Below are 25709 nucleotides of genomic sequence, written 5' to 3'. Positions count from 1 at the left end.
GTCACGACAGATCAACCACTTCGAGTGTCTTGGCGTCGACGGCCTCGGCGAGCGCCGTCCGCAGATCGGCGGGGACGTCACGATCGAGGCGCAGCAGGACCGTCGCGCCCGGACCCTCGGCGTCCTCACTGAGCTGGGCGGCGTGGATGTTGACCTTTGCTGTGCCGAGCAGCGTGCCGATCTTGCCCAGTGCACCCGGCTGGTCGATGTAGTTCACGATCAGGTTGACGCCTTCGGCGCGCAAATCGAAATTGCGCCCGTTGATCTGGACGATCTTCTGCACCTGTTGCGGCCCGGACAGCGTGCCGGCGACGTTGGTCACCGATCCGTCCGAACCGACCGCCCGCACGTCTACCACGCTGCGGTGGTTGGGGCTCTCCGTGGCCGTCGTCAATTCGGACTGCACACCGCGTTCGGCCGCCAGTGCCGGCGCGTTGACGAACGTGACCTGCTGGTCCGTCACGGTCGAGAACAGCCCGCGCAGCGCCGAAAGGCGAAGCACCTCAACATCTTCGGCGGCCAGTTCCCCGCACACCCGAACCGACAGGGTGGTGGTCGGCTCGGCGGCCAGCGTTCCGGCCAGCAATCCCAGCTTGCGCACCAGGTCCAGCCAGGGTGCGACCTCTTCGCCGACGACTCCGCCGCCAACGTTGACCGCGTCGGGCACGAATTCGCCGGCCAGCGCGAGGCGGACGCTCGCCGCCACGTCGGTGCCTGCCCGGTCCTGCGCTTCGGCGGTCGAGGCGCCGAGGTGCGGGGTCACCACCACCTGCGGCAGCTCGAACAGCGGGCTGTCGGTGCACGGCTCGGTGGCGAACACGTCGAGGCCGGCCGCACGGACGTGGCCGTCGGTGACCGCGTCGGCCAGTGCCTGCTCGTCGATCAGCCCCCCGCGCGCGGCGTTGACGATGATCACGCCCCGCTTGGTCTTGGCCAGCGCGTCCTTACCGATCAGCCCCGCGGTCTCGGGCGTCTTGGGCAGGTGCACCGAGATGAAGTCGGCGCGGGACAACAGCTCGTCGAGGGTCAGCAGTTCGATCCCGAGCTGCGCGGCGCGGGCCTGCGACACATACGGGTCGTAGGCCACCAGATGGGTGCCGAAGGCCGCCAGCCGCGCGGCCACCAGCTGACCGATCCGGCCCAGTCCGACGACGCCGACGGTCTTGCCGTAGATCTCGGTGCCGTTGAACGACGACCGCTTCCACGTGTGGGCGCGCAGCGTCGCGTCGGCGGCCGGGATCTGCCGCGCGGCGGACAACAGCAGCGCGATCGCGTGTTCGGCGGCGCTGTGGATGTTCGACGTCGGGGCGTTGACGACCAGCACCCCGCGAGCGGTGGCGGCGTCGACGTCGACGTTGTCCAGGCCCACACCCGCGCGGGCGACGATCTTCAGCTTGGGGGCGGCGGCGAGGACTTCGGCGTCGACGGTGGTGGCCGAACGGACCAGCAGGGCATCGGCTTCGTCGACGGCAGCGAGCAGTTTCTCACGGTCCGGACCGTCGACCCAGCGGACTTCGACCTGGTCACCGAGGGCGGCGACGGTGCTCTCCGCGAGCTTGTCGGCAATCAGTACAACAGGGAGGCTCACCCGGTCAGCCTAAAGGTCGGTAATTTCGAACCCGCGGGCAGGACTGAGCGACCCGAGGAGGTGATCGACGTGGACGTCACGGTGGTGGGCAGCGGCCCCAACGGCCTGGCCTGGTCGGGCCCACGTTGCGCTTCGACCCGTGGACGACCCCGCTTCGCAGGGCGTACCCGTGTTCGTCCCCGTGTTCGTCGGCCACCCCGCCCGGCACCGGCGTGCACGGGATGGCCGGCTACTACGCGGCACGCACCATGCTGCGCCGCGAGTTCGGCATCACCGAGTTGCCGAGCCTGGCCCCCTGAAAAGCGGAGTCGGTGTAGTTGGTCGTGCTAAGCCACCTACTCCACCAAACTCGCGAGGACTAGGCCGTTTCGGTGATCGGGCGGTCGACCCAGCTCATCAGGTCACGCAGCTTCTTACCGGTGACCTCGATCGGATGCTCGGCGTTCTTCTTGCGCAGGTCTTCGAGTTCCTTGTTGCCGCCCTCGACGTTGGCGACGAGGCGTTTGACGAACGTGCCGTCCTGGATGTCCTTGAGGATTGCCCGCATGCGCTCCTTGGTGTCGGCATCGATCACCCGCGGGCCGGACAGGTATCCACCGAACTCGGCGGTGTCAGACACCGAGTAGTTCATCCGCGCGATGCCGCCCTCGTACATCAGGTCGACGATGAGCTTCAGCTCGTGCAGCACTTCGAAGTAGGCCATCTCGGGGGCGTAACCCGCCTCGACCATCACCTCGAAACCCGTCTTGACGAGTTCCTCGGTGCCGCCGCAGAGCACGGCCTGCTCACCGAACAGGTCGGTCTCGGTCTCTTCCTTGAAGGTCGTCTTGATGACACCGGCGCGCGCGCCACCGATCGCGGCGGCATACGACAGCGCCAGCGCCTCACCCTCATCCTTGGGATCCTGGTCAATCGCGATCAGGCAGGGCACACCCTTACCGTCGACGAATTGACGGCGCACCAGGTGGCCGGGGCCCTTGGGGGCGACCATGCCGACAGTGACGTTCGCCGGTGGCTTGATCAGGTTGAAGTGGATGTTGAGGCCGTGACCGAAGAACAGCGCGTTGCCGTCCTCGAGGTTTGGCTCGATGTCGTTGGTGAAAATCTCCGCCTGCGCCGTATCGGGCGCCAGCAGCATGATGACGTCGGCCCACTTGGCCACCTCTGCCGGGGTGCCTACCTCGAGGCCCTGCTCGCTGACCTTCTCTCGTGACTTCGACCCCTCTTTGAGGCCGACCTTCACCTGTACACCGGAGTCGCGCAGGCTCAGCGAGTGCGCGTGCCCTTGGCTGCCGTACCCGATGACGGCGACCTTGCGTCCCTGGATGATGGACAGATCGGCATCGTCGTCGTAGAACATCTCAACTGCCACTGGTAATTCCTTTTCTGACTTGCGGTTTGGGATCTACTTGGCGGCGCCGATGCCGCGCGGACCGCGCGACAGCGACACCACACCGGATTGCACGATCTCACGGATGCCGTACGGCTCGAGCACCCGGAGCAACGCTTCCAGCTTCTCCTGCGTACCGGTGGCCTCGACGGTCAACGATTCGGTGGACACGTCGACCACTTTGGCGCGGAACAGATTGACTGCTTCGATGACCTGTCCGCGGGTGGCCGCGTCCGCGCGCACCTTGATCAGTGCGAGCTCGCGGGCCACCGAGTTCACCTCGTCCTGCTCGACGATCTTGATCACGTTGATGAGCTTGTTGAGCTGTTTGGTGATCTGCTCCAGCGGCGCCTCGTCGGCGCTGACGACGATCGTCATGCGCGACATGTTTTTCTGCTCCGTCGCCCCGACAGCCAGCGACTGGATGTTGAAGCCGCGCCGCGAGAACAGCGCTGCGACGCGGGCCAGCACACCCGGCTTGTCCTCGACGAGCACCGACAGCGTGTGGGTGCGAACGTTCTCTGCAGCCATCAGGCGTGCCCCTCGTCGTTGTCGTCGAACAGTGGACGGATGTCGCGGGCGGCCATGATCTCGTCGTTGCTGGTGCCCGCCGCGACCATCGGCCACACCTGTGCGTCGGCGCCGACGGTGAAGTCGATGACCACCGGCCGGTCGTTGACGGCCTGCGCCTGCTTGATCACCTCGACCACGTCTTCAGAACGCTCACAACGCAATCCGACACAGCCGAGCGCCTCAGCCAGCTTGACGAAATCGGGGATGCGCCGCGAGTGGGTGGCCAGATCCGTTTGGCTGTACCGCTCCTCGTAGAACAGCGTCTGCCACTGCCGGACCATGCCGAGGTTGCCGTTGTTGATGATGGCCACCTTGATCGGGATGCCCTCGATCGCACAGGTCGCCAACTCCTGGTTGGTCATCTGGAAGCAGCCGTCGCCGTCGATCGCCCACACCTCGGTATCGGGGCAACCCATCTTGGCGCCCATCGCCGCGGGCACGGCGAACCCCATGGTGCCCAGCCCACCGGAGTTCAGCCATGTCTTGGGCTTCTCGTAGGAGATGAACTGCGCCGCCCACATCTGGTGCTGTCCGACACCGGCGACGTAGATCGCGTCCGGACCGGCCAGCTTGCCCAGCGATTCGATGACGTACTCGGGCGAGAGGCTGCCGTCGCTCTGCGGGCCGTAGCTCAGCGGATAGGTCGATTGCACCTCACGCAGGTAGGACCACCAGTTGTCCAGGGACAGGGCCCCGGTGTCTTTGCGCAGCACCTCGATCAGCTCGGTGATCACGGCCTTGACGTCACCCACGATCGGCACGTCGGCGTGGCGGTTCTTGCCGATCTCGGCGGGGTCGATGTCGGCGTGGATCACCTTGGCGTCCGGTGCGAAGGAATCGAGCTGGCCGGTCACCCGGTCGTCGAAGCGGGTGCCCAACGCGATCAGCAGATCGCTGCGCTGCAATGCGGCGACCGCGGAGACGGTGCCGTGCATACCGGGCATGCCGAGATTCTGCGGATGGCTGTCCGGGAACGCGCCACGGGCCATCAGCGTGGTCACCACGGGGATGCCGGTGAGTTCGGCCAGTTCGAGCAGCTGCTCGCTGGCCTCACCGCGGATGACACCGCCGCCGACGTAGAGCACCGGCCTGCCGGCCGCGGCGATCAGCTTGGCGGCCTCCCGGATCTGCCGGTTGTGCGGTTTGGTGTTCGGCTTGTAGCCGGGTAGGTCCATCTGCGGCGGCCAGCTGAAGCTGCACGTGCCCTGCAGGATGTCCTTCGGGATGTCGACGAGCACCGGCCCGGGCCGGCCGGTCGAGGCGATATGGAACGCCTCCGCCAGCGCGCGGGGGATGTCGTCGCCGCTGCGTACCAGGAAGTTGTGCTTCGTGATCGGCATCGTGATGCCGGAGATGTCGGCTTCCTGGAACGCGTCGGTGCCGATCAGGCCGCGGCCGACCTGACCGGTGATCGCCACCACCGGGATCGAGTCCATGTGCGCATCGGCCAGCGGCGTCACCAGGTTCGTCGCACCGGGCCCGGACGTCGCCATACATACTCCGACGCGGCCGGTGGCGTGCGCGTAACCGCTGGCGGCGTGGCCGGCGCCCTGTTCATGGCGCACCAGTACATGGCGCAGCTTCTCCGAGTCGAACAGCGGGTCGTAGACCGGCAGGACGGCACCGCCGGGGATGCCGAAGATGGTGTCGACGTCAAGCTCCTCGAGGGAACGGATCACCGCCTGGGCGCCTGACATCTGTTCGGGTGCCAGCGTGCGGGGCCGCACCGTCTTCGGGCTGGTCGACTGGACGGCCGACACGGCCTGCTCGGTGTCTGGCGGTGTCGCCTGCGGTGGTCGCGTGGTCGGTGCGCTCACGATGTCCTCTTGTCGTTTCTTTCTGGTGGAGTGGACGCGTCCTCGGGCAAGAAAAAACCCCCGACAGCGGGCCGCTGTTCGAGGGTGGCGCGTCGATGCTGGTGGCTATGCCCGGCAGAGGGCCAGCGCGGCATCAACGCGCCAACCAATTACTACGAGCGGTGTCGGCGCCTGAGCGCCTCCGTCGAGCATCCCCGGAGCCTGCATAACACTTGACGGTAGCCTCCGCACTGGTCACTGGTCAAATTGCAGTCAACGGTGTGACCAGCGGTCCCCGGTGGTGCCAGAATCGAGGGCGTGAGTTCTCCCCACGCCTCTGACCCCACCGCTTCGGCCGCCACCGCTCCCGTCGTCATCCGGATCCCGCGTACCGCGCACCTCGCGGTCGGCTTCTTCACACTGGGGTTGTTCTCGATCGTGCTGGCCAACCCACGCTGGTTCGGGGTGCTGCTGGTGATCCCGGTGCTGGCCTCGGTGTTCATCATGCGCCTGCGCACCGTGGCCGACCGCGACACGGTGACCGCCCGCAGCGTGCTCGGCACCACGACCGTGGCGTGGGAGGACATCGACGGGCTGCGGTTCAGCAGGGCGAACTGGGCGCGCGCGGCACTCAAAGACGGCACCGAGATGCGTCTGCCTGCGGTGACGTTCGGCACGCTGCCGCAGTTGACGGCGGTCAGCGGTGGCCGAGTGCCCAACCCGTATCGGTGAGGCGGTCAGGCCGGGGGGTTGGCGCAGGGCGTCATGCCAAGGGATTGGCGCCGTTGAGCAGGACCCACATCGCTACGCCCAGACCAATCCCGAGCAGCAGCGCGATGAACGACCCTACGAACGGTCGACGCGCCCAGCCGCGGCCCGCGTCGAAGCCGTAGCGCCCGGGGCCGGTCAGGATGAGCGCGGCGGCGATCACGATGAGCGTCACCTGGAATTCGAAGCCACCGGGCAGGAAGAAGGGGAACCCGCTCTGCGACTGGCCGGCGACACCGGCGAGAAGCGCGTTGATCAGGTAGGCCAGCGCAATCGCAGCGGCGACCGGGGCGAACAGACCCAGCACGAGCAGCAGGCCCGCACCGATCTGGGCGGCGGCGCCGACGTAGGTGAGGATGTTCGCGTGCTGGTAGCCGACTTCCGCGAGCGAGTCCTGGAAGCCGCCGAGCCCTGGTCCGCCCCACCAGCCGAACGCCTTCTGCAGTCCGTGGCCGACGAGCAGCACGCCCAATCCCACCCGCAGCAGCATCAGCCCGAGGTCCTGGGTACCGCGTCTGCGCGCCGCCTTGACCTGCTCGTCGGTGACGTCGTGGCCGATCTCCGTCGGCTCGGCGCCGTACGGCATCACGGGGTGACTGGTGTGCGGCTGGACGTAGGGCAGCGGTTCCGGGTCGTGCATCAGGTTGAACACCGGCGGGGCGGGGGCGCCCTTGGCCGCGTCGTATCGCGGGATCGCCGTGGTCTCGAAATCGCCGCCGTAATTCGCCGAGGGCAGATCGTCCTCGGGGTCGACCAGGCTTGCCGAGGTGGGCCGGGCCGGATCGTCGGGCCGCTGCCAGGCGCGCGCGTCCTGGGGGTGACTGGTCACGTCTGCCAGGGTAGGTGCTGATCGTCACGGAATCGTGTATTTACCCCGGCGCTGCCGGCCTCGTCTTACGCGGAATGCACGGGGTCGCCCGACGACGGGCGTGGCGCACTCCGCCAGAGAATCCGTAACCTGGCCACCATGACTACGCGCCGGCCGCTCTTCGGGGTGGCAGCACTGCTGTGCGCCACAGCGTTGGTCGGTTCCGGCTGCGCGCGCTTCGACGGGGCACAGTCGCAGCCGTTCACCACCGAGCCCGAACTCCGTCCGGGGCCGACGTCGTCCGAGCCGCCGCCCCCACCGCTGCCGGCCAAACCGTTCCCGAAGGCCTGCCCGGCGCCCGGGGTGATGCAGGGTTGCCTGGAGAGCACCAGCGGGTTGATCATGCTGCCCGACAGCCAGTCCGCACTCGTCGCCGAACGCACCACCGGCGCAGTCAAAGAGGTGTCGGTGCGGGCCGAGCCGAAGGTGAAGACAACGATCCCGGTCGATCCGTCGGGTGACGGCGGCTTGATGGACATCGTGCTGTCCCCCACCTACAGCCAAGACCGGCTGATGTACGCCTACGTCAGCACACCCACCGACAACCGCGTGGTGCGCATCGCCGACGGCGACGTGCCGAAACCGATCTTGACCGGGATCCCCAAGGGCGCCACCGGCAACACCGGTGCGCTGATCTTCACCAGTCCCACCACCCTGCTGGTGCAGACCGGTGACGCCGACAACCCCGGTGCGGCGGCCGATCCCGCGACGCAGGCCGGCAAGGTGCTGCGCATCGAACAGCCCACCACCGTCAACCAGGCGCCGACGACCACGGCGATGAGTGGGATGGGTTCGGGCGGCGGCATGTGCATCGACCCCTCAGACGGTGCTCTCTACGTCACCGATCGCACCGCGACCGGCGACCGGCTGCAGAAGATGACCAAGGATTCGAAGATCTCGACGGTGTGGACGTGGCCGGACCGGCCTGGAGTGGCCGGCTGCGCCGCGCTCGACGGCACCGTGCTCGTCAACCTCGTCGACACCAAGCAGACCGTCGCGGTGCGCCAAGCCCCCGACACCGGCGCGGTGACCGGCCAGCCCGAGGTGATCCGTCAGGACACCCGTGGCCACGCATGGGCCTTGACGTTGTCCGCGGACGGCAACGTCTGGGGTGCGACGGTGAACAAGACCGCCGGCGACGCCGAGCGACTCGACGACGTGGTGTTCCCGCTGTTCCCACAGGGCGGCGGGTTCCCGCGCAGCAACGCCGACAACACCTGACGAGCGAATTTGGTCGCCGTGACATATTTGGTCGCCGTGACATCAGGTATTCATCGCCGTGACATCAGGTATTCAGAGCTGTCTTGAGGTGTCAAGGCAATGTTCGGCAAGGGTCGTAGCAGCCGGTCGGGACTCTGTTGCACAGATGGCGATTGGCCGTCGGTGAGGCGGTAGCAATCTTGCCTGGCCGCGGCTAAGACCAGCCGTTCGTCCGCAGCCGAGGCAGATCGTAGGCGGCCTGGTTCATCGCCAGCGCGCACCGGCTCGGACCGAACAGGTCCGTTCGGCGAACACCGACGAGCTACTCGGCTGACGTCCGTCCGACGGTGATCATGTCGGACACCAGCTGCGTCCAGTCAGGCCGTCGGACGCGGTGCTGATCGGCGACGGTGAACCCGGCGTTCTCGAAAAGCTCCCGCATCTGCGCTGGTGACGGGTTGTGGGCCGGGTTGCGGCGGTGGAGGGTGATCCGGTCGAAGGGCTGGGGATAGTTGGGGGTGATCGTGGTGACGGCGACCAGGCCGCCCGGGGCGAGCACGCGGTGGAAATCGCGCAGGGCTGCGGGCTGGTCGAAAAAGTGGAACGCCGACGTGGTCACCACGGCGTCGAGCTCCCCATCGCCGAACGGCAACTGCTCGGCAGGACCCTTGCGCCAGTCGACCTTCGACGACCTGGCCTGGGCCTGCGCCAGCATACCGTCGGACATGTCGACGCCGTAGATCTCGTCCGGGTCGAGTTCCCGCTGGATGCGGTCGGCGAGAATGCCGGTGCCGCAGGCTATGTCGGCGATGCGGCGAGCGCCGTGGCTACGCAGCGCCTCGATGACCTCATCTTGGGCCGGCCGGTACACAAGGCGCTGCACGAATTGCTGGTCGTAGAGCGGCGCCACCACACTCCAGAACCGTGTGATCGCCGTGTTGAGTCCTCTGCGCGGCACCGTCACCACATGCATCACCCTTTCATCGGAATGACGCCACCGTACCAATCAGTCCCTGAGGCACCAATCAGTCCCTGCGGCAGGGATGCGGATACCGCCGTCCACGACACTGCATTCCGACGCGGTTCTCGGTACGGGGTTGATCCTGTCCGGCGGAGCCGTCCAGGGCCCGTGTTTGCCGGCGGGAATGCCAACGCGTCGTCGCTGACGAGGCGCTGATAGTGGAGTCGACGGGCACGATTGGCCGCACGCGGCTCAGGCCGATTGGCCGCACGCGGCTCAGGCCGATTGGCCGCATGCGGCTCAGGCCGATTGGCCGCATGCGGCTCAGGCCGATTGGCCGCATGCGGCCAAGACAAGCTCGCGCACCCTGGCCGCGTCAGCCTGTCCCTTGGTGGCCTTCATCACCGCACCGACGATCGCACCTGCCGCCTGAACCTTGCCGCCGCGGATCTTCTCCACAATCCCTGGGTCGGCGGCCAGCGCCGCGTCGACGGCGGCCTGCAGCGCCGAATCGTCGCGGACCACCTGAAACCCACGGTCGGCCATCACCTGTACGGGCTCCCCCTCGCCGCCGAGGACACCCTCGACGACTTGACGGGCCAGCTTGTTCGACAGCTTTCCGTCGTCGACGAGCTTGACCACCGCGGCCACCTGGGCGGGAGTGATGGGTAGCGCCTCGAGTTCCACCCCGCTTTCATTCGCCTTCTGCACCAGGAAGTTCCCCCACCAGGCGCGCGCCGACTCACTGGATACGCCGTGTTCGACGGTGGCGGCGACCAGTTCGATCGCCCCGTTGTTGACCAGGTCACGCATCACCTCGTCGGAGATGCCCCACTCCTGTTGGATCCTGTTGCGGCGCAACCACGGGAGTTCGGGCAGCGTCTGGCGCAGGCGCTCGACCAGCTCGGCGTCCGGGGCGACCGGTTCGAGGTCCGGTTCGGGGAAGTACCGGTAGTCCTCCGCGGTCTCCTTGCTGCGGCCCGGCGAGGTGTACCCGTCCTCGTGGAAGTGCCGGGTCTCCTGGGTGACCGTGCCGCCGGAGGTGAGCACCGCGGCCTGGCGGCGCATCTCATAGCGCACCGCCACCTCCACGCTCTTGAGAGAGTTGACGTTCTTCGTCTCCGTCCTCGTGCCGAACTCGGCCTGCCCGATCGGTTTGAGCGACAGGTTCGCATCGCAGCGCATCGACCCCTGGTCCATGCGGACGTCGGATACGCCCAGCGCGCGCAGCAGGTCGCGCAGCGCGGTGACGTAAGCGCGGGCGATCTCCGGCGCCCTGGCACCGGCGCCCTCGATCGGCCTGGTGACGATCTCGATCAACGGCACCCCTGCCCGGTTGTAGTCGGCCAGCGAGTTCGTCGCGCCGGCGATGCGGCCGGTGTCGCTGCCGAGATGCGTCAGCTTGCCCGTGTCCTCCTCCATGTGCGCGCGTTCGATCTCCACCCGCCACGTGCTGCCGTCGTCAAGCGGGACATCGAGGTACCCATTGATCGCGATCGGCTCGTCGTACTGCGAGATCTGGTAGTTCTTCGGCTGGTCGGGATAGAAGTAGTTCTTCCGGGCGAACCGGCACCACGGCACGATCTCGCAGTTCAGCGCCAACCCGATACGGATCGCCGACTCGACGGCCTGCTGGTTGAGCACGGGCAGCGAACCCGGCAGGCCGAGGCAAACCGGGCACACCTGGGTGTTGGGTTCGGCGCCGAACGCGTTGGCACAGCCGCAGAACATCTTGGTCGCCGTCGAGAGCTCGACGTGCACCTCCATGCCCATCACTGGTTCGAAGCGGTCGACCACGTCGTCGTATTTGAGCAGTTCCGCCGCCGATGTCACCGTCATGGCGTCGATCTTAGTTGCGGCATCCCTGGACTCGACGGTCCCCGGAAGCGATGAAGGCAACACCGCGGCAACCAGGGTGACCGAGCCCGCACGACGGCGTGACTCGGCTCGTCGCGCAAGTTGACAAGGGCCGCTAAAGCTCCGGCCAGGATCAACGGATCGGGTCAGGGGTCGCGGTGCCGGTCGCGGCAGCAGAGCCCTGTCCCGACGGCGAGGTCATCTTCGCGTGCCACACCACCGAGGTACCCGGTCCGGGGTGGGCGGGCCAGGAGTTCGTCGACCCGCTGCAGCCACAGCTGGGCGGCAGATCGGTGAACGTCTATCCGTGGTCTATCCCGCGAGTCTGGACTGGCCGCGGGCCGCCGACGGCGTCACCGACGCCAGCAACCGCGTCCGCGACATCGTCGCCACCTGCCCGGACACCAAGATGGTTCTCGGCGGATACTCCCAGGGTGCGGCGGTCATGGAAGGTGCGACGGCCGACCAGATCCCGCTCGGATACATCCCCCGGCCGGCATCACGGGGACGATGGATCCCGAGGTCGCCGACCACGTCGCCGCCGTCGTCCTGTTCGGCGCCCACAGTCATAGGGCGCCAATAGATTGATCGACCAGGCCGCCACCTTCGCCGCCGACCGGCTCAACGATGTCGAGGCTCAGCCGAAGAACTCCGCGGCGTCGTCGTAACGGCTCTGCGGCACCAGCTTGAGCTGGCGTGTGGCGTCGGCCAGCGACACCCGGCCGATCTCCTGTCCGCGCGCCGAGACCATCATCCCGTACTCACCGGCATGTGCGGCGTCGGCGGCGTTCACGCCGAACCGCGTCGCCAGCACGCGGTCGTACGGGGTCGGCGTGCCGCCGCGCTGCACATGGCCGAGCACCGTCACCCGCACGTCGCGGTTGACCCGCTTCTCGACCTCTATCGCCAACTGCTGAGCGACGCCGGTGAACTTCTCGTGACCGAATTCGTCCAGCCCCCCCTGCCGTAACTGCATGGTGCCCTCGGCGGGTTTGGCGCCCTCGGCGACGACACAGATAAAGTGCGCATCGCCCCGCACGAAGCGCTGCTTGACCAACCGGCACACCTCTTCGACGTCGAAGGGCTGTTCAGGGATCAGCGTCATGTGCGCACCGGAGGCCAGGCCGGCGTTCAGCGCGATCCAGCCGGCGTGGCGCCCCATCACCTCGACCAGCATCACCCGCTGATGCGATTCAGCGGTGGAGTGCAGGCGGTCGATCGCCTCGCTGGCCACCGTTAAGGCGGTATCGTGCCCGAAAGTCACGTCGGTGCAATCGATGTCGTTGTCGATGGTCTTCGGCACGCCGACCACCGGCACGTTCTCCTCCGACAGCCAGTGCGCGGCGGTCAAGGTACCCTCGCCGCCGATCGGGATCAGCACGTCGATGCCGTTGTCGTCGAGGGTCTGCTTGATCTGCTCGAGGCCGGCGCGCAGCTTCTCCGGATGCACCCGCGCGGTACCCAGCACGGTGCCGCCCTTGGCAAGCAGCCGGTCGTTGCGGTCGTCGTTGCGCAACTGGATCCGACGGTTCTCCAGCAGGCCGCGCCAGCCGTCCTGGAAGCCCACCACCGAGGAGCCGTAGCGCACATCACAGGTGCGGACCACCGCCCTGATCACGGCGTTGAGGCCGGGACAGTCACCACCGCCGGTGAGAACTCCGATGCGCATGAATCCATTGTCCCTGTCGCTGGCGCCGAGCGCACGGTTGTTCGCGCTGGACGCCTACGCCGATCCTGCGATCGGCGCCTACAGCGCGGTGGGCAGCGGCCCGCGGGCCGCCTCGTAGGCCGCACCCACCCGGTACAGCCGGTCGTCGGCAAGGGCGGGCGCCATGATCTGCAGGCCGACCGGCAGGTCGTCGTCCTGGGAGAGTCCAGACGGCACCGACATCCCACAGTGCCCGGCCAGGTTGAGCGGCAGCGTGCACAGGTCGAACAGGTACATCGCCAGTGGATCGTCGACCTTCTCGCCGAGGCGGAAGGCGGTCGTCGGCGTGGCCGGCGACACCAGCACGTCCACCTTCTCGTAAGCCGCGTCGAAGTCACCGGCGATCAGGGTGCGAACCTTCTGCGCCTGGTTGTAGTAGGCGTCGTAGTAGCCGGCCGACAGCGCATAGGTGCCGATCATGATGCGGCGCTTGACTTCCGGACCGAACCCGGCGGCGCGGCTCAGTGCCATCACCTCTTCGGCGCTGTGGATGCCGTCGTCGCCGGTGCGCAGCCCGAACCGCATCCCGTCGAAGCGGGCGAGATTCGACGACACCTCTGAGGGCAGGATCAGGTAGTAGGCCGCCAGCGAATGGTCGATGTTCGGGCAGTCCACCTCGGTGACGTCCGCGCCGAGCGCGCTGAGTTGTTCGACCGCGGCGGTGAACGACGCCAACACACCGGGTTGGTAGCCCTCGCCGCGCAACTGCTTCACCACGCCGACCCGTACACCGCTGAGGTCACCGGACGCACCGGCACGGGCGGCGGCGGCGACGTCCGGTATCGCGGCAGGCACCGACGTGGAATCCCTGGGGTCGTGGCCGGCGATCACCTGATGCAGAAGCGCGGTGTCGAGCACTGTGCGCGCACACGGCCCGCCCTGGTCCAGCGACGACGCGCAGGCGATCAGCCCGTACCGCGAGACCGTTCCATAGGTGGGCTTCACCCCGACGGTGGCGGTCAGCGCCGCAGGTTGACGGATCGATCCACCGGTGTCGGTGCCGATCGCCAGCGGCGCCTGGAACGCCGCGAGGGCTGCCGCGCTGCCGCCGCCGGACCCGCCGGGCACCCGCGAGACATCCCACGGGTTGCGGGTCGGCCCGTATGCGGAGTTCTCCGTCGAACTGCCCATGGCGAATTCGTCCATGTTGGTCTTGCCCAGGATCGGCATACCAGCCGCGCGCAGCCGCACGGTGACGGTGGCGTCGTAGGGAGACCGCCAGCCCGCCAGGATCTTCGACCCGCACGTGGTCGGCATGTCTGTGGTGGTGAACACGTCCTTGAGTGCGACCGGCACACCGGCCAGGGGCGAGGGAAGACGTTCACCGGCGGCCACCGCGGAGTCGATGCGGGCGGATTCGGCGAGCGCTTCGTCGGCGGCCACGTGCAGGAATGCATGGAAACGCTCGTCTGTGTCGGCGATCTGGTCCAGGCACGCCCGGGTGAGTTCGGTCGAGGAGATCTCTTTGGCGGCGATACGGCCCGCCAGGACGGCGGCGTCCTCACGGATAAGGTCGCTCATTCAGGTTCCCCCAGGATGCGCGGGACGGCGAAGCGTCCGTCGACGGCTTTCGGTGCGGCGGCCAGCGCCTGCCCCTGGGTGAGGCCGGGCATCACCACGTCAGGACGCATGACGTTGACGTCGGTCAGCGGGTTGCCGGTGGGCTTCACGCCGGCGACGTCGACGGACTGGATCGCGCTGACGTGGCCCAGGATGGCGTCCAACTGACCGGCGAAGCTGTCGAGTTCATCGTCGCTCAGCGCCAGGCGGGCCAGTCGGGCGAGGTGGGCCACCTCGTCTCGGGAGATCTGTGACACGACCACGAAGCCTAGTCGTGGGCGAGGAGACGCGGGTCGGCGGCGCTGAGCACGGCCGTTTCGCGAGTCGCTTCGTGCTGCCGTCCGTGCGAAAGTGGTCGCCGTGCCTTCGTATCTGCTACGGGTTCAAGTCGAGGACCGGCCCGGCCGGCTCGGCTCGCTGGCCGTAGCTCTCGGTTCGGTGGGCGCCGATATTCTGTCGCTCGACGTCGTCGAACGAGTCGCCGGTTACGCGATCGACGACCTGGTGGTCGACCTCCCCGCCGGGACCATGCCCGACACGCTCATCACGGCCGCTGAACGCCTCGCCGGCGTCTACGTCGACACCATCCGCCCGCACACCGGGTTACTGGAGGCGCACCGCGAGCTCGAGTTGATCGACCACGTCGCCGCGGCGAAAGGCAAGGCCGTGATGCTGCAGACACTCGTCGACGAGGCGCCGCGGGTGTTGCGAGTGGGCTGGTGCACGGTGGTGCGTGCCGATGAGGCGGGGCTTCTGCACGTCGTCGGCAGTCATGGCGCTCCGGAGACGCAGGCACGAAAAGCCCCGTGGCTGCCGCTGGCCCATGCCGAGGCGCTCGACTCCTCCGCGGAGTGGGTGCCCCAGGCCTGGCGCGATATGGACACGACGCTCGCGGCCGCCCCGCTGGGCGACCCCTTCACCGCGGTGGTGCTCGGCCGCCCGGGCGGACCGGCCTTCCGGCCGTCGGAAGTCGCGCGGCTCGGCTACCTCGCCGGAATCGTCGCGACGATCGTGAAGTAGCGCCGCGTCCCCTTCTTACCCGCTGGCCGGGACGGGGTAGCGGTCGTTGACGTCGGCGTTGGTTTCCTTGCGCGCGCAGTGGGCGCAACAGAAGATCGCCTCTTCGGTCTCGACTCCATGCCCGAGAATCCGGCATCCGCAGTGTGCGCATTCGGGTGCCACCTGGACGGCCGCGCATTCGATGCTGTCGAACGTCGCGCTGCGTCCGTCGGCCCACGTCACGGTGAACGCCTTGTCGTAGTGGTTGCCGCAGGTATCGCAGGTCGCCATGAAGTCCTCCCGGTTTTCTTCGTTACCAGAGGTGTTCCCGGGCCACTGACCGCCAAACCCGCTTGCGCCGTTTCACGCTGGCCCACCACGGGTATCTGAGCAGTGGGCGCCCAATGCAGCGCGCCGACTTTCCCACCGAACATGCGGAGGTTTCCTCGCGTGACCCAGAAGCCCATCACCACAGGCCAGGACGTCGTCGACTACCTCGAGGCGCAACACGAAGCGATCCGGGCGCTGTTCGTCGAAACCCTCGACGCGGCCGACGCCGAGACCAAACGTGAGAAGTTCACCCGGCTCCGCACCATGCTGGCCGTCCACGAGACCGCCGAGGAGATGATGGTGCACCCGCGGGCACGTCGCAAGATCGAAGGAGCGGGCGTGGTCGTCGACGCGCGCCTCGCCGAAGAGCACGACTCGAAAGTCGCGCTGTCCGAACTCGAGAAGCTCGACATCGACATCGCGGACTTCACCAAGGGGCTCATCCACCTCCAGGCGGCCGTCCTCGAGCACGCCGAGAAGGAGGAGTCCGAGGAATTCCCGCTTCTCACAGAGCATCTCGAACCCGAAGAACTCGAACGCCTCGCCGTGGCGGTCCAGGTCGCGGAGCGCATCGCGCCGACTCACCCGCACGCCGGCGTCGAGTCGGCAACCGCGAACTTCGCGCTCGGCCCGTTCGCCTCGCTGATCGATCGGGCTCGCGACGCGCTGCGCGGCGCCGCCTGAGCCGCCGGTCAACCCAAAAACGCGCCGAGCATTCCGGCCGGCGGCTGTTACGGTCGACACCGACCGACGACTCCGCCGTCCGGAAGGCTCTGCGTGGGAACGTTCCTGATCGTGCTGGCCATTGCGCTGTTCGCCGGCGCCGTCATCGTGCTCGTGCTGGCGTTGCAGCGCTCCAAGAGGCCGAAGCCGACTCCCCAACGCACTGATCCGCTGCGGTTCTCGATGCCGCAGGAGTTCGGACCCCGCCAGCTGGGCCCCGGCGCGATCGTCAGCTACGGCGGCGTCGACCTGGTGGTACGGGGTTCGGTGACCCTGCGCCAGGGCCCGTTCGTCTGGTGGGAGCACCTGCTCGAGGGCGGTGACGAGCCCGTCTGGTTCAGCGTCGAGGAGGACGAAGGGCGCCTCGAACTGGCGATGTGGACCCGCCGCCCGGATCTGCAACTGCAGCCGGGCGGTTCACACGTCGTCGATGGGATCGGGTTCGTCCAAACCGAGCACGGCCACGCCTCCTACACCACCGAGGGCACCACGGGCCTGCCGCCGGCCGGCGACATGGAGTTCGTCGACTACGCGAACAACACCGGTGAAACCCTGCTGGGATTCGAGCGCTGGGCACCCGAGATGCCCTGGGAGATCTCGATCGGACGCACGGTGCGCGCCGGCGAGCTCACCGTCTATCCGGCTCCCCCGGCCGGCTCCTAGGGCAGCGCCTTGCCGTTCCACCAACTCGCCGTGGCGCCCGCCGACGTCGACGGCGCCGCGCTTGGACTAGCCCTCAACGGGCCCGCCGCCTCACCGCTGGTCAGCATCCGGCTGTCGCACCGCCGCGGCGGCGCGCTGGTCCTCGGTGTGCTCGGCGCCTCGCACGTCGTCACCGTCGAGCACCCCGCCGGCCGTTTCAGCGAGGAAGTCTCGTGTTCAGTCCATCCGCACGGCGGCGCGCTGCCCGGCCGCCACGACGGCCCCGGCTACCGATTCGACTCTGAAACACGAGTTTGCGATGCAACAGGATTCGGGCAGTTGGCGGCACGGCTGTACGAGCGCTGCCTGACCGACCGCAACACCCTCGGTGGCCGCTTTCCCGGCGACGACGCCGCGCTGACCGTCCTGCAGGCGCGCCCCGACGGCCCGGGCTGGCGGTGGCGGACCTGTCATCTCTATCCCGGCGGCCCCGGTGTCCCTGGCGGCACGGCCGTGCACACCATCAGCCGGTGGCACCCGTGACCCGCACCGGACTGTTCACCCTCTCCGGCGCCCTCGCCGTCGGCGGTGTCGTCTGCCTGCTGCTCGGGATGTCGATGTTGGGCGGCAACGTCCGCGACCACGTCGCCACCAATTACTCGCGGTACGCCGGCGACACCGACGGAACCAACTACACCTGCAGTGGGTCGCCGAGCGCGGTGGCCGACGAACTCGCCGCGCAGGTCCCACCCGAAGCCCGCACGACCGATCGCGGATCGACGTACCTGCGCTACGACGACGAGATCGTCATCGTCGGGCCGGACGGCGCGCGCCCCTGCGCCATCCGCGTCGAGGAGCTCGGGGCCCGCTACAGCTCCGGCGGATTCATCTTCCTCGGGCCCGGCTTCTTCCCCGGCTCACCGTCGGGTGGGTCGGGTGGCAGCCCGGGCGGTCCCGGCGGTTCGAAATGACATTTCCCACGAAGGAGGATCCGATGTACCTGGCCGTCGAATTCGGCACCATCAGCGGTGAGAGCCTGGCCCAGAACGTGGTGGCGGCGACCCTGTATTTCGTGGTCGGCGCGCTGGTGCTGGCGGCCGGGTTCGGGCTGATGGACCTGCTGACGCCCGGCAACCTACGCCACCTGGTGTTCGTCGAGTACCGACCCAACGCCGTGGCGGTCGCCGCCGGGATGTACGCGGCGGTGGCCATCGTGGTCGTCTCCGCGATCATCGCCAGCTCCAACGAACTCGGTCAGGGTCTGGTCGACGCCGCCGTCTACGGCATCGTCGGTGTCCTACTCCAGGGCGTGGCGCTGGTGGTGCTCGAGGTGGCCGTGCCGGGACGCTTCCGCGACCTGATCGAAGCCGACCGCCTGCATCCCTCGGCGATCGCGACCGCGGTCGTGCTGCTGGCGGTGGGAGGAGTGAACGCCGCCGCGCTGTCATGACCACGGCGGAACGCGCGTCGGCGGATCCGGCGAACGATCGGCCGTCGACCCGTTGGCGGGCGGTTCTGCTGGCCGCCGTCGCCGCGTGCGCGGCCTGCGGGCTGGTGTACGAACTGGCACTGCTGACCCTGTCGTCGAGCATGCACGGCGGCGGCATCGTCGCGACGTCGCTGATCGTTGCGGGGTACGTGGCAGCGCTGGGGGCTGGCGCGCTGGCCGTCAAACCTCTGCTGGGTCGCGCCGCACTCACGTTCGTCGCCGTAGAGACGCTCCTCGGGGTCATCGGTGGCCTTTCCGCCGCTGCCCTGTACGTCACGTTCTCGTTCATCGGCGGGTCGACGTGGGTTCTGGTGGTGGGCACCGCGCTGATCGGCGGCCTCGTCGGCGCCGAGGTTCCGCTGCTGATGACGCTGCTGCAGCGTGGACACACCGCCGGTGCCGCGGACAGCGGCCGGGCGTTGGCCAACCTCAATGCCGCCGACTATTTCGGTGCGCTCGTCGGCGGGCTGCTCTGGCCGTTCGTGTTGCTGCCCCACCTCGGGATGATCCGTGGCGCCGCGGCCACCGGCGTAATCAACCTGGTCGCGGCCGCGGTGGTGGCGGTGTTCCTGCTGCGCCACATCCTGTCCGCACGGCAGCTGGGCGTCGCCCTCGGGGTGCTGGCCGCCGCGCTGATGTCGTTGGTGACGCTGCTGATTCGCGCCGACGACGTCGAGACCACCACGCGCCAGCGGCTCTACATCGATCCCATCGTGGCGTTCGTCCGTTCGCCGTACCAGGAGATCGTCGTCACCAGACGCGCGGACGACATGCGCCTCTACCTCGACGGCGGTCTGCAATTCTCCACCCGCGACGAGTTCCGCTACACCGAGAGCCTGGTCTACCCCGCTCTCGCGCAGGGCGCCCGCTCAGCGCTGATCCTCGGCGGCGGCGACGGACTGGCAGCGCGTGAGTTGTTGCGCCACAGCCAGATCAGTGAGATCACCCAGGTGGAACTCGACCCGGCCGTGATCGACCTGGCCCGCACGACACTGCAGGACGCCAACCGTGGCGCCCTCGACGACCCGCGCGTGACCGTGGTCATCGACGACGCGATGACCTGGCTGCGCACCGTCGACCGGACGTTCGACGCGGTGATCGTCGACCTGCCCGACCCCGACAACCCGGTGTTGGGCCGGCTCTACTCGACGGAGTTCTACACGCTCGTCACCCGCGCGCTGGCGCCCGGCCGGCTGATGGTGGTGCAGGCCGGCAGCCCCTACTCGACGCCGACGGCGTTCTGGCGCACCGTGTCGACGATCGAGTCGGCGGGCTTCGCCGTCACCCCTTACCACGTGCACGTGCCGACGTTCGGCGACTGGGGTTTCGCGCTGGCCCGACGGGGCTCGACGCCCCCGGTGCCCACCGTGCCCGATGTCGGTGCGCGGCTGCGGTTCCTGAACCAGGAGGTGCTCGACGCCGCGACGGTGTTCTCCGCCGACGTCGCGCGTCGGCAGTTGGAGCCCTCGACACTTGAGCATCCGCGGATCGTCGACGACATCCGCAAGGGTTACCGCTAGTCCGCCAGCTCCTGCGGCCCGTGCTCCAGCAGCCGTCGGAAGCCGTTCTCGTCGAGGACCGGCACGCCCAGTTCGGTCGCCTTGTCGTACTTGGATCCGGGGGCATCACCGGCAACGACATAATCCGTCTTCTTCGACACCGACCCCGCGGCCTTGCCGCCGCGGGCGATGATCGCCTCCTTGGCCTCGTCCCGCGAGAACCCCGTGAGCGACCCGGTGACGACGATCGAAAGGCCCTCCAGCGTACGGGGGATGCCGGTGTCCCGTTCGTCGGCCATCCGCACCCCCGCCGCGCGCCACTTCTCGACGATCGCGCAGTGCCAGTCGACGGTGAACCACTCCTTGACCGCGGCGGCGATGGTCGGGCCGACACCCTCAACCGCGGCGAGTTGCTCTTCGGACGCCTCGATGATCGCGTCGAGGCTGCCGAACTCGGTGGCCAGCGCCCGCGCCGCCGTCGGGCCGACGTGGCGGATGGACAGCGCCACCAGCACCCGCCACAGCGGCTGGGCCTTGGCCTTGCCGAGGTTGGAAAGCAGTCGCCTGCCGTTGGCCGACACCATGCCACCTTTGGTGGTGAACAGTTCGGTGCGCAGCAGGTCGTCCTCGGTGAGCGTGAACAGGTCGCCCTCGTCGGTGAGCACCCCGGCCTGCAGGAGAGCGATGCCCGCCTCGTAGCCGAGGCCCTCGATGTCGAATGCGCCGCGGCCGGCGACGTGGAACACCCGCTCCCGCAACTGCGCCGGACAGCTGCGCGAGTTCGGGCAGCGGATGTCGGCGTCGCCCTCCTTGGCGGGCGCCAGTTCGGTGCCGCACTCCGGGCAGTGCGTCGGCATCACAAACTCGCGCTCAGAGCCGTCGCGCAGATCGACCACCGGACCGAGGACTTCGGGGATGACGTCACCGGCCTTGCGGATCACCACGGTGTCGCCGATGAGCACGCCCTTACGCTTGACCTCCGACGCGTTGTGCAACGTCGCCAATCCGACGGTGGAACCGGCCACCTTTACCGGCTCCATGTAGGCGAACGGCGTGACGCGGCCGGTTCGGCCCACGTTGACCCCGATGTCGAGCAGCTTGGTCTGCGCCTCTTCCGGCGGATACTTGTAGGCCACGGCCCAGCGCGGGGCCCGCGACGTCGAGCCCAGCCGGCGCTGCAGCGAGAACTCGTCGACCTTGACGACCACACCGTCGATCTCGTATTCGACGTCGTGGCGGTGCTCGCCCCAGTACGCGATCCGCTCGGTCACCGCGTCGAGCCCCTGCACCCGGGTGGTGTGCTCGGAAACCGGCAGGCCCCACTGTTTGAGCGCCCGGTACGCGTCGTGCAGCGATGCGAACCCGAACCCCGCAGGACTCGTTACCCGGCCGAGGCCGTGGCAGATCATGTGCAGCTTGCGCCGAGCGGTGACTGCGGGATTCTTCTGCCGCAGCGACCCGGCGGCGCTGTTGCGGGGGTTGGCGAACGGCGCCTTGCCCTCGGCGACGAGCCCCGCGTTGAGCTCCGCGAAATCGGCGACCCGGAAGAACACCTCACCGCGCACCTCGAGCACTCTGGGCACCGGGAACTCATCGGAGGGGGTGAGCCGTTCGGGGATGTCGGAGATGGTGCGCGCGTTGAGCGTGACGTCCTCCCCGGTGCGACCGTCGCCGCGGGTGGCGGCTCGGGTGAGCTTGCCGTCGCGGTACACGAGCGCTAGCGCCACGCCGTCGATCTTGAGCTCGCACAGGTAGTGGGGGTCGGCACCGATCTCGCTCTTGAGGCGCTCGGCCCAGGCGGCGAGTTCGTCGGGGTCGAAGACGTTGTCCAGACTCAACATCGGCTCGAGGTGTTCGGCGGGTGTGAAGTCGGTGGCGAATCCGGCGCCGCCGACCAGCTGGCTGGGCGAGTCGGGTGTGCGCAGCTCGGGATGCTGGTCTTCGAGCGTCTGCAGCCGGCGCAGCAAGGCATCGAACTCGGCGTCGGTGATGATCGGCGAATCGCGCACGTAATAGCGAAACTGGTGCTCGCGCACTTCGTCGGCCAGCTCCTGCCATTCGCGGCGCAGGTCGGCATCGAGGGCGTCCTCGGCCTGTTCGGCCAGCGCTGCCTCGGCGTCTTTGGAGCTCACCCCCGAAGGCTATCGCGCTGCGCCGACACGATTTAGCCTGGCGTTGTGCCACATCCGATCATGTTCTGCGACGACGATCCCTGGCTCGCCGAGCTCAGGGCGATCGCGCTCGGCTATTCGGAGGCCTACGAGAAGGTCTCACACGGGCGGCCGTGCTTCTTCGTCCCGAAGATGTTCGCGATGTACGGCGGCAGCACCAGGGAGACCGGGGAGATGACCGCCGTGTCGCACTGCGTGCTGGTCAAGGTCGACGCTTCCGACCGCTCGGCGCTCCAAGCCGACGACCGGTTCTTCCTGCCCGGCTACCTGGGACCGTCGGGCTGGCTCGGACTCGACTTCGACCGGGCCGACGTGGACTGGGACGAGGTTCGTGAACTCGTCGACGCCTCGTTCCGCTTGGTCGCGCCACGCCGGTTGGTCAAGCAACTCGACGGACTCTGACCGCTCGGAGTGCCGCTTATGGTTCGATCGGGACACGACGAGTTTCGCCAGCCCTTACCGCGCCGTCCAGGTTCCGACGACCAGCGTCTACGACTACCTGTTCAGCCATCTCGGTGACACCGACGCCGAGCGGGTCGCCCTGATCGACACCCGCTCCGGCGATCAGATGACCTACGGCGAGATGGTCGCCCGCATCGAGGCCTTCGCCGGTGCGCTCGCCGACCGCGGAGTCGGCGTTGGCGACGTGGTCGGCCTCCTCGCGCAGAACAGTTCGGCGTTCGCGATCGCCTTCCACGGCATCCTGCGCGCCGGCGCGACAGCCACCACGATCAACGCGCTCTTCACCGGAAAGGACGTCACCAAACAGCTGGCCGAGTCGCGGGCCACGATGCTCGTCACCGTCAGCCCGCTGCTGGCCCAGGCCGCCGAGGTGCGGCCGCCGTCGGGCTCCCCGACGACCGGGTGGTCGTGCTCGACGGGCCCGGCGCAGCCGCCGACGGGCACCCCAACGCCGCCGACCTGCTCGGCCCGGGGTTGACGCCCCCAGAGGTGACCTTCGATCCGGGCACCCACCTGGCCGGTGCTGCCGTACAGCTCGGGCACGACCGGCAACCCCAAGGGCGTCATGCTGACCCACGGCAACCTGGTCGCCAACGTCGCCCAGATCCGGCCCATACAGGGCATGACCGCCGACGACCGGATCCTTGCGGTGCTGCCGTTCTTCCACATCTACGGGATGACGGTTTTGCTCAACGCCGCCCTGCACGCCCGGGCCGCGCTGGTGATCATGCCCAGCTTCGGCCTCACCGGGTTCCTGACCAATATCGCCGAGCATAAGTGCACGTACGCGTTCATCGCGCCGCCGGTGGCCGTGGCGCTGGCCAAGCACCCGCTGATCGACGAGTACGACCCTTCCCTCGCTGCAGGGGATTATGTCCGGGGCGGCACCGCTCGACGCGGATCTAGGCTACGCCGTCGCGGAGCGGCTGGGCTGTGCGGTGGTGCAGGGCTACGGGATGAGCGAGCTGAGCCCGGTCAGCCATGTCACGCCGTTCGACGGTGGCGTGAGATTCGTTGGTACCGTTCCGCGGACCGAACGTGATGGCCGGTTACCTCAACAACGACGAGGCCACCCGCGAGACCATCGACGAGGACGGTTGGCTGCACACCGGCGACCTCGCCCCGGTGGACGCGCAGGGCTGCGTCTACATCGTCGACCGGCTCAAGGAGCTGATCAAGTACAAGGGCTACCAGGTGCCGCCGGCCGAACTGGAGGCGGTGTTGCTCAGCCACGATGCGATCGCCGACGCGGCAGTGATCGGCGTCGTCGACACCGAATCTGGCGAGGAGGTGCCCAAGGCCTTCGTGGTGCGCCAGCCCGGTGCGTCGTTGACCGAGGCGCAGGTGATCGAGTTCGTCGCCGGTCAGGTCGCGCCGTACAAGAAGGTGCGCAAGGTGGAGTTCATCGACGCGATACCGAAGTCGGCGTCGGGCAAGATCCTACGAAAAGAGCTGCGCCGCCAGGGCGTGACTCTGCGTACACGGCGTGCCCTCTCGACGTTCATCGCCGTGGACGCAGAGAACAGCTAGAGGGCGTCGGGGTCCTCGGCGAATGCGTCGGCGGTCCTCTGGGTGAGTTCGACGGCCATGCGGGCCCACTCCGGCGTGGCGGTGGCCAGCCCGCACGCCGGCGTCACACCGATGCGCTCGCGAAGCACCGCGCGGGGGAAACCGAGGCGGTCGGTGAGCGACACCGCGTTGCCGGCCACTTGTTCGACTGACGGGCGTGCGGCCGGTGCGGTGCCCGGGACGACGCCGAGTAGCACCGTGCGACCGGACTCCACGAATTCGCCGATGCCGTCGAGGTCTTCGGCGGTGAGTGTGCCGGTGTCCACCGCGACCGCCGGTACCCGGCTGCGTTGCAACAACTTCCATGGCAGACCGACCGCGCAGCAGTGCAGGGCGACCTCGCCGCCGACGCGGGTGGCGCACCCGTCGAGCAGTTGGGCGGCCATCGCTTCGTCGACGGGGTGCACCGGGGTGAAGGCGGTCACCCCGGTGAGCCGGCCGGCCAGCGCGGCGGGCAGCAGCGGCTCGTCGAACTGCACGACGACGGGGGTGTCGAGGCGGCGCGCCACCTCGGCCCGGTGCACGGCCATGCCCTCGGCCAGGGACCCCGCCAGATCGCGGACGGCGCCACGGTCGGTGAGCGCGCGATGCCCGCCGGGCAGTTCGAGTTCGGCGGCCAGCGTGATCGGGCCCGGTGCCTGCACCTTGACGGTGCGGCCGCTTCCGCGCAGGCCGGCCTTCTCCCAGGCCTCCTCGAGTGCGTCGACGTCCTCGTCGAGCAGGCTCTTGGCGCGGCGCATGGCGGAGCTGCGGCCGGCGGCGATGCGGTAGCCGCGCGGCACGATGTCGATGCCGATGTCGACCAGCAGCGCTCCTGCGCGCCCGATCATGTCGGCGCCCACGCCGCGCGACGGCAGTTCGACCAGGTGGGGCAGGGTGTGCAATTCGCCGACCACGACTTCGGCGGCTTGGCGGGGGTTGTCTCCTGGCCAGGATCCGATGCCGGTCGCGGCGGCGTAAACACTCACCCGGTGCACAGTATGCGACGGGTTCGGCTGCTCTTCGGGAAGGGGACGGCGACAACCGCACTGCCAGGGTGCTGACGGCGGTCGCTGCGGCCCTCCTGACAGCCCAGGTGTGTGTCGGTGGTCGGCGGCACCGCGGTCCGGTCGGTGCCCGGAATTGACGAGGACCCCCGCTCCCCCGTCGACGTCGACACCGTGCTGCTCGAGCCGGCGCAGATGCAGGCCATCACAGGAGCGGGCGAGGATCTGACGATCATCCCGACTCCAGAACCCGCCGGACGGTGGCTTGATCTCGCAGGGCGCCGCCGGCTATCGCGATGCGCCGGCCGCGCGTCGGGCGTTCGACGGGCTGGTCGCCCAGGTCGACGGCTGCGGCACAAGTGCATACGGACCGCCGTACATCGGCGAGTGGACGGCCGCGGCGGATGCGGTGCAGACCCGGCCGGGTCGCTTGCGGGCGGGACTACCGGCTCAAGTCGGTGGTCCTGGTCGAGGCGACGTTATGCGGGTTCACCGAATCGGTGCCCGACATCGTGATGACGAACATCCTTGCACAGGTGCCAGGATAGGGGTGTGTGCGCCGGGCGGCTG

26 protein-coding genes and 3 pseudogenes are annotated in these 25709 nt (G+C 68.4%); 16 read left to right on the top strand and 13 right to left on the bottom strand.

What is annotated here, in order from left to right; genetic code table 11:
- Window position 1 precedes the first annotated feature (1 nt).
- On the bottom strand, window positions 2-1588 hold the full coding sequence (gene serA / locus G6N07_RS06440) for a phosphoglycerate dehydrogenase (RefSeq protein ID WP_085188954.1): 1587 nt from the start codon (window positions 1586-1588) through the stop codon (window positions 2-4).
- A 101-nt stretch (window positions 1589-1689) separates the two neighbouring features.
- Here serA and G6N07_RS06435 point away from each other — a divergent pair.
- A pseudogene (locus G6N07_RS06435) lies at window positions 1690-1887 on the top strand (dehydrogenase); the annotation flags it as partial.
- Between the two features lie 59 nt (window positions 1888-1946).
- Here G6N07_RS06435 and ilvC read toward each other — a convergent pair.
- The 3 genes from ilvC to G6N07_RS06420 are packed head-to-tail and all read right to left on the bottom strand — an operon-like array spanning window position 1947 to window position 5368.
- Complete coding sequence (gene ilvC, locus G6N07_RS06430; protein WP_179960024.1) at window positions 1947-2948, bottom strand: ketol-acid reductoisomerase; 1002 nt, start codon at window positions 2946-2948, stop codon at window positions 1947-1949.
- A gap of 45 nt (window positions 2949-2993) precedes the next feature.
- Complete coding sequence (gene ilvN / locus G6N07_RS06425; protein ID WP_085188958.1) at window positions 2994-3509, bottom strand: acetolactate synthase small subunit; 516 nt, start codon at window positions 3507-3509, stop codon at window positions 2994-2996.
- On the bottom strand, window positions 3509-5368 hold the full coding sequence (locus G6N07_RS06420; RefSeq protein ID WP_085188960.1) for an acetolactate synthase large subunit: 1860 nt from the start codon (window positions 5366-5368) through the stop codon (window positions 3509-3511). The genes ilvN and G6N07_RS06420 overlap by 1 nt, the downstream gene beginning before the upstream one ends.
- Before the next feature lie 297 nt (window positions 5369-5665).
- On the opposite strand from G6N07_RS06420, the gene G6N07_RS06415 reads away from it, so the two are divergent.
- Window positions 5666-6079: a PH domain-containing protein gene (locus tag G6N07_RS06415; RefSeq protein WP_085188962.1), complete on the top strand. Its 414-nt coding sequence runs from the start codon at window positions 5666-5668 to the stop codon at window positions 6077-6079.
- 31 nt (window positions 6080-6110) lie between these two features.
- On the opposite strand, the gene G6N07_RS06410 is transcribed toward G6N07_RS06415, so the two are convergent.
- On the bottom strand, window positions 6111-6944 hold the full coding sequence (locus G6N07_RS06410) for a DoxX family membrane protein (RefSeq protein WP_085188964.1): 834 nt from the start codon (window positions 6942-6944) through the stop codon (window positions 6111-6113).
- A 138-nt stretch (window positions 6945-7082) separates the two neighbouring features.
- Here G6N07_RS06410 and G6N07_RS06405 point away from each other — a divergent pair, with 138 nt between their 5' ends.
- Window positions 7083-8204: a PQQ-dependent sugar dehydrogenase gene (locus G6N07_RS06405; protein WP_085188966.1), complete on the top strand. Its 1122-nt coding sequence runs from the start codon at window positions 7083-7085 to the stop codon at window positions 8202-8204.
- A gap of 301 nt (window positions 8205-8505) precedes the next feature.
- Here G6N07_RS06405 and G6N07_RS06400 read toward each other — a convergent pair whose 3' ends face one another.
- Together G6N07_RS06400 and gatB are read right to left on the bottom strand one after the other, a co-directional pair.
- Window positions 8506-9147 carry a class I SAM-dependent methyltransferase gene (locus tag G6N07_RS06400; RefSeq protein ID WP_085189126.1) on the bottom strand — a complete coding sequence of 214 codons (642 nt, stop codon included), beginning with the start codon at window positions 9145-9147 and terminating at the stop codon, window positions 8506-8508.
- Window positions 9148-9468: 321 nt separating this feature from the next.
- Entirely contained in the window at window positions 9469-10983 is a 1515-nt protein-coding gene (gene gatB, locus G6N07_RS06395; protein WP_085188968.1) for an Asp-tRNA(Asn)/Glu-tRNA(Gln) amidotransferase subunit GatB, read from the bottom strand.
- Window positions 10984-11209: 226 nt separating this feature from the next.
- On the opposite strand from gatB, the gene G6N07_RS20215 reads away from it, so the two are divergent.
- Window positions 11210-11584 carry a cutinase family protein gene (locus tag G6N07_RS20215; RefSeq protein WP_318652444.1) on the top strand — a complete coding sequence of 125 codons (375 nt, stop codon included), beginning with the start codon at window positions 11210-11212 and terminating at the stop codon, window positions 11582-11584.
- A 54-nt stretch (window positions 11585-11638) separates the two neighbouring features.
- Here the strand turns inward: G6N07_RS20215 and G6N07_RS06385 are convergent, their stop codons facing one another.
- The 3 genes from G6N07_RS06385 to gatC all read right to left on the bottom strand — a co-directional run bounded on the left by G6N07_RS06385 (window position 11639) and on the right by gatC (window position 14526).
- The gene (locus tag G6N07_RS06385) at window positions 11639-12670 is read right to left on the bottom strand and encodes an ATP-dependent 6-phosphofructokinase (protein WP_085188970.1); all 1032 of its coding nucleotides are present in this window, start codon (window positions 12668-12670) and stop codon (window positions 11639-11641) included.
- Between the two features lie 78 nt (window positions 12671-12748).
- Complete coding sequence (gene gatA, locus G6N07_RS06380) at window positions 12749-14230, bottom strand: Asp-tRNA(Asn)/Glu-tRNA(Gln) amidotransferase subunit GatA (RefSeq protein ID WP_085188972.1); 1482 nt, start codon at window positions 14228-14230, stop codon at window positions 12749-12751.
- Window positions 14227-14526, bottom strand: coding sequence for an Asp-tRNA(Asn)/Glu-tRNA(Gln) amidotransferase subunit GatC (gene gatC, locus G6N07_RS06375; protein WP_085189128.1), 300 nt, complete (start codon window positions 14524-14526; stop codon window positions 14227-14229). The genes gatA and gatC overlap by 4 nt, the downstream gene beginning before the upstream one ends.
- A 94-nt stretch (window positions 14527-14620) precedes the next feature.
- Here gatC and G6N07_RS06370 point away from each other — a divergent pair, with 94 nt between their 5' ends.
- Window positions 14621-15289: an ACT domain-containing protein gene (locus G6N07_RS06370; RefSeq protein WP_085188974.1), complete on the top strand. Its 669-nt coding sequence runs from the start codon at window positions 14621-14623 to the stop codon at window positions 15287-15289.
- A 15-nt stretch (window positions 15290-15304) separates the two neighbouring features.
- On the opposite strand, the gene G6N07_RS06365 is transcribed toward G6N07_RS06370, so the two are convergent.
- Window positions 15305-15559 carry a metallothionein gene (locus G6N07_RS06365; protein ID WP_085188976.1) on the bottom strand — a complete coding sequence of 85 codons (255 nt, stop codon included), beginning with the start codon at window positions 15557-15559 and terminating at the stop codon, window positions 15305-15307.
- 141 nt (window positions 15560-15700) lie between these two features.
- Here G6N07_RS06365 and G6N07_RS06360 point away from each other — a divergent pair, with 141 nt between their 5' ends.
- From G6N07_RS06360 to G6N07_RS06335, 6 genes are all read left to right on the top strand, one after another.
- Window positions 15701-16282: a hemerythrin domain-containing protein gene (locus tag G6N07_RS06360; RefSeq protein ID WP_085188978.1), complete on the top strand. Its 582-nt coding sequence runs from the start codon at window positions 15701-15703 to the stop codon at window positions 16280-16282.
- Between the two features lie 93 nt (window positions 16283-16375).
- Window positions 16376-16984: a DUF4178 domain-containing protein gene (locus G6N07_RS06355; protein ID WP_179959955.1), complete on the top strand. Its 609-nt coding sequence runs from the start codon at window positions 16376-16378 to the stop codon at window positions 16982-16984.
- Between the two features lie 9 nt (window positions 16985-16993).
- Window positions 16994-17506, top strand: a complete 513-nt coding sequence (locus G6N07_RS06350; RefSeq protein WP_085188980.1) for a DUF2617 family protein — start codon at window positions 16994-16996, stop codon at window positions 17504-17506.
- On the top strand, window positions 17503-17934 hold the full coding sequence (locus tag G6N07_RS06345; protein ID WP_085189132.1) for a DUF4247 domain-containing protein: 432 nt from the start codon (window positions 17503-17505) through the stop codon (window positions 17932-17934). Before G6N07_RS06350 ends, G6N07_RS06345 begins: the two co-directional genes overlap by 4 nt.
- Window positions 17935-17957: 23 nt before the next feature.
- The gene (locus tag G6N07_RS06340; protein WP_085189134.1) at window positions 17958-18413 is read left to right on the top strand and encodes a DUF350 domain-containing protein; all 456 of its coding nucleotides are present in this window, start codon (window positions 17958-17960) and stop codon (window positions 18411-18413) included.
- Entirely contained in the window at window positions 18410-19972 is a 1563-nt protein-coding gene (locus tag G6N07_RS06335; protein ID WP_085188982.1) for a polyamine aminopropyltransferase, read from the top strand. Before G6N07_RS06340 ends, G6N07_RS06335 begins: the two co-directional genes overlap by 4 nt.
- On the opposite strand, the gene ligA is transcribed toward G6N07_RS06335, so the two are convergent.
- The gene (ligA, locus tag G6N07_RS06330; RefSeq protein WP_085188984.1) at window positions 19969-22083 is read right to left on the bottom strand and encodes an NAD-dependent DNA ligase LigA; all 2115 of its coding nucleotides are present in this window, start codon (window positions 22081-22083) and stop codon (window positions 19969-19971) included. The genes G6N07_RS06335 and ligA overlap by 4 nt on opposite strands.
- 45 nt (window positions 22084-22128) lie before the next feature.
- Here ligA and G6N07_RS06325 point away from each other — a divergent pair, with 45 nt between their 5' ends.
- From G6N07_RS06325 to G6N07_RS20205, 4 genes and pseudogenes are all read left to right on the top strand, one after another.
- Window positions 22129-22524, top strand: coding sequence for an MmcQ/YjbR family DNA-binding protein (locus G6N07_RS06325; RefSeq protein ID WP_235849612.1), 396 nt, complete (start codon window positions 22129-22131; stop codon window positions 22522-22524).
- Entirely contained in the window at window positions 22454-23062 is a 609-nt protein-coding gene (locus G6N07_RS20940) for an AMP-binding protein (protein WP_404822108.1), read from the top strand. Before G6N07_RS06325 ends, G6N07_RS20940 begins: the two co-directional genes overlap by 71 nt.
- An 87-nt stretch (window positions 23063-23149) precedes the next feature.
- Window positions 23150-23491: pseudogene (locus G6N07_RS20935) on the top strand (AMP-binding protein); the annotation flags it as partial.
- Between the two features lie 134 nt (window positions 23492-23625).
- Entirely contained in the window at window positions 23626-24114 is a 489-nt protein-coding gene (locus tag G6N07_RS20205; RefSeq protein WP_235849623.1) for an AMP-binding enzyme, read from the top strand.
- On the opposite strand, the gene G6N07_RS06315 is transcribed toward G6N07_RS20205, so the two are convergent.
- Entirely contained in the window at window positions 24111-25121 is a 1011-nt protein-coding gene (locus tag G6N07_RS06315; protein WP_085188986.1) for a uroporphyrinogen decarboxylase/cobalamine-independent methonine synthase family protein, read from the bottom strand. The two genes, G6N07_RS20205 and G6N07_RS06315, sit on opposite strands and share 4 nt — an antisense overlap.
- Before the next feature lie 68 nt (window positions 25122-25189).
- Here G6N07_RS06315 and G6N07_RS20200 point away from each other — a divergent pair.
- A pseudogene (locus G6N07_RS20200) lies at window positions 25190-25687 on the top strand (sensor domain-containing protein).
- Window positions 25688-25709: the final 22 nt, after the last annotated feature.

Source organism: Mycolicibacterium doricum (assembly GCF_010728155.1).
Lineage (GTDB): Bacteria > Actinomycetota > Actinomycetes > Mycobacteriales > Mycobacteriaceae > Mycobacterium > Mycobacterium doricum.
This window is presented reverse-complemented; position numbering and strand designations above follow the sequence as displayed.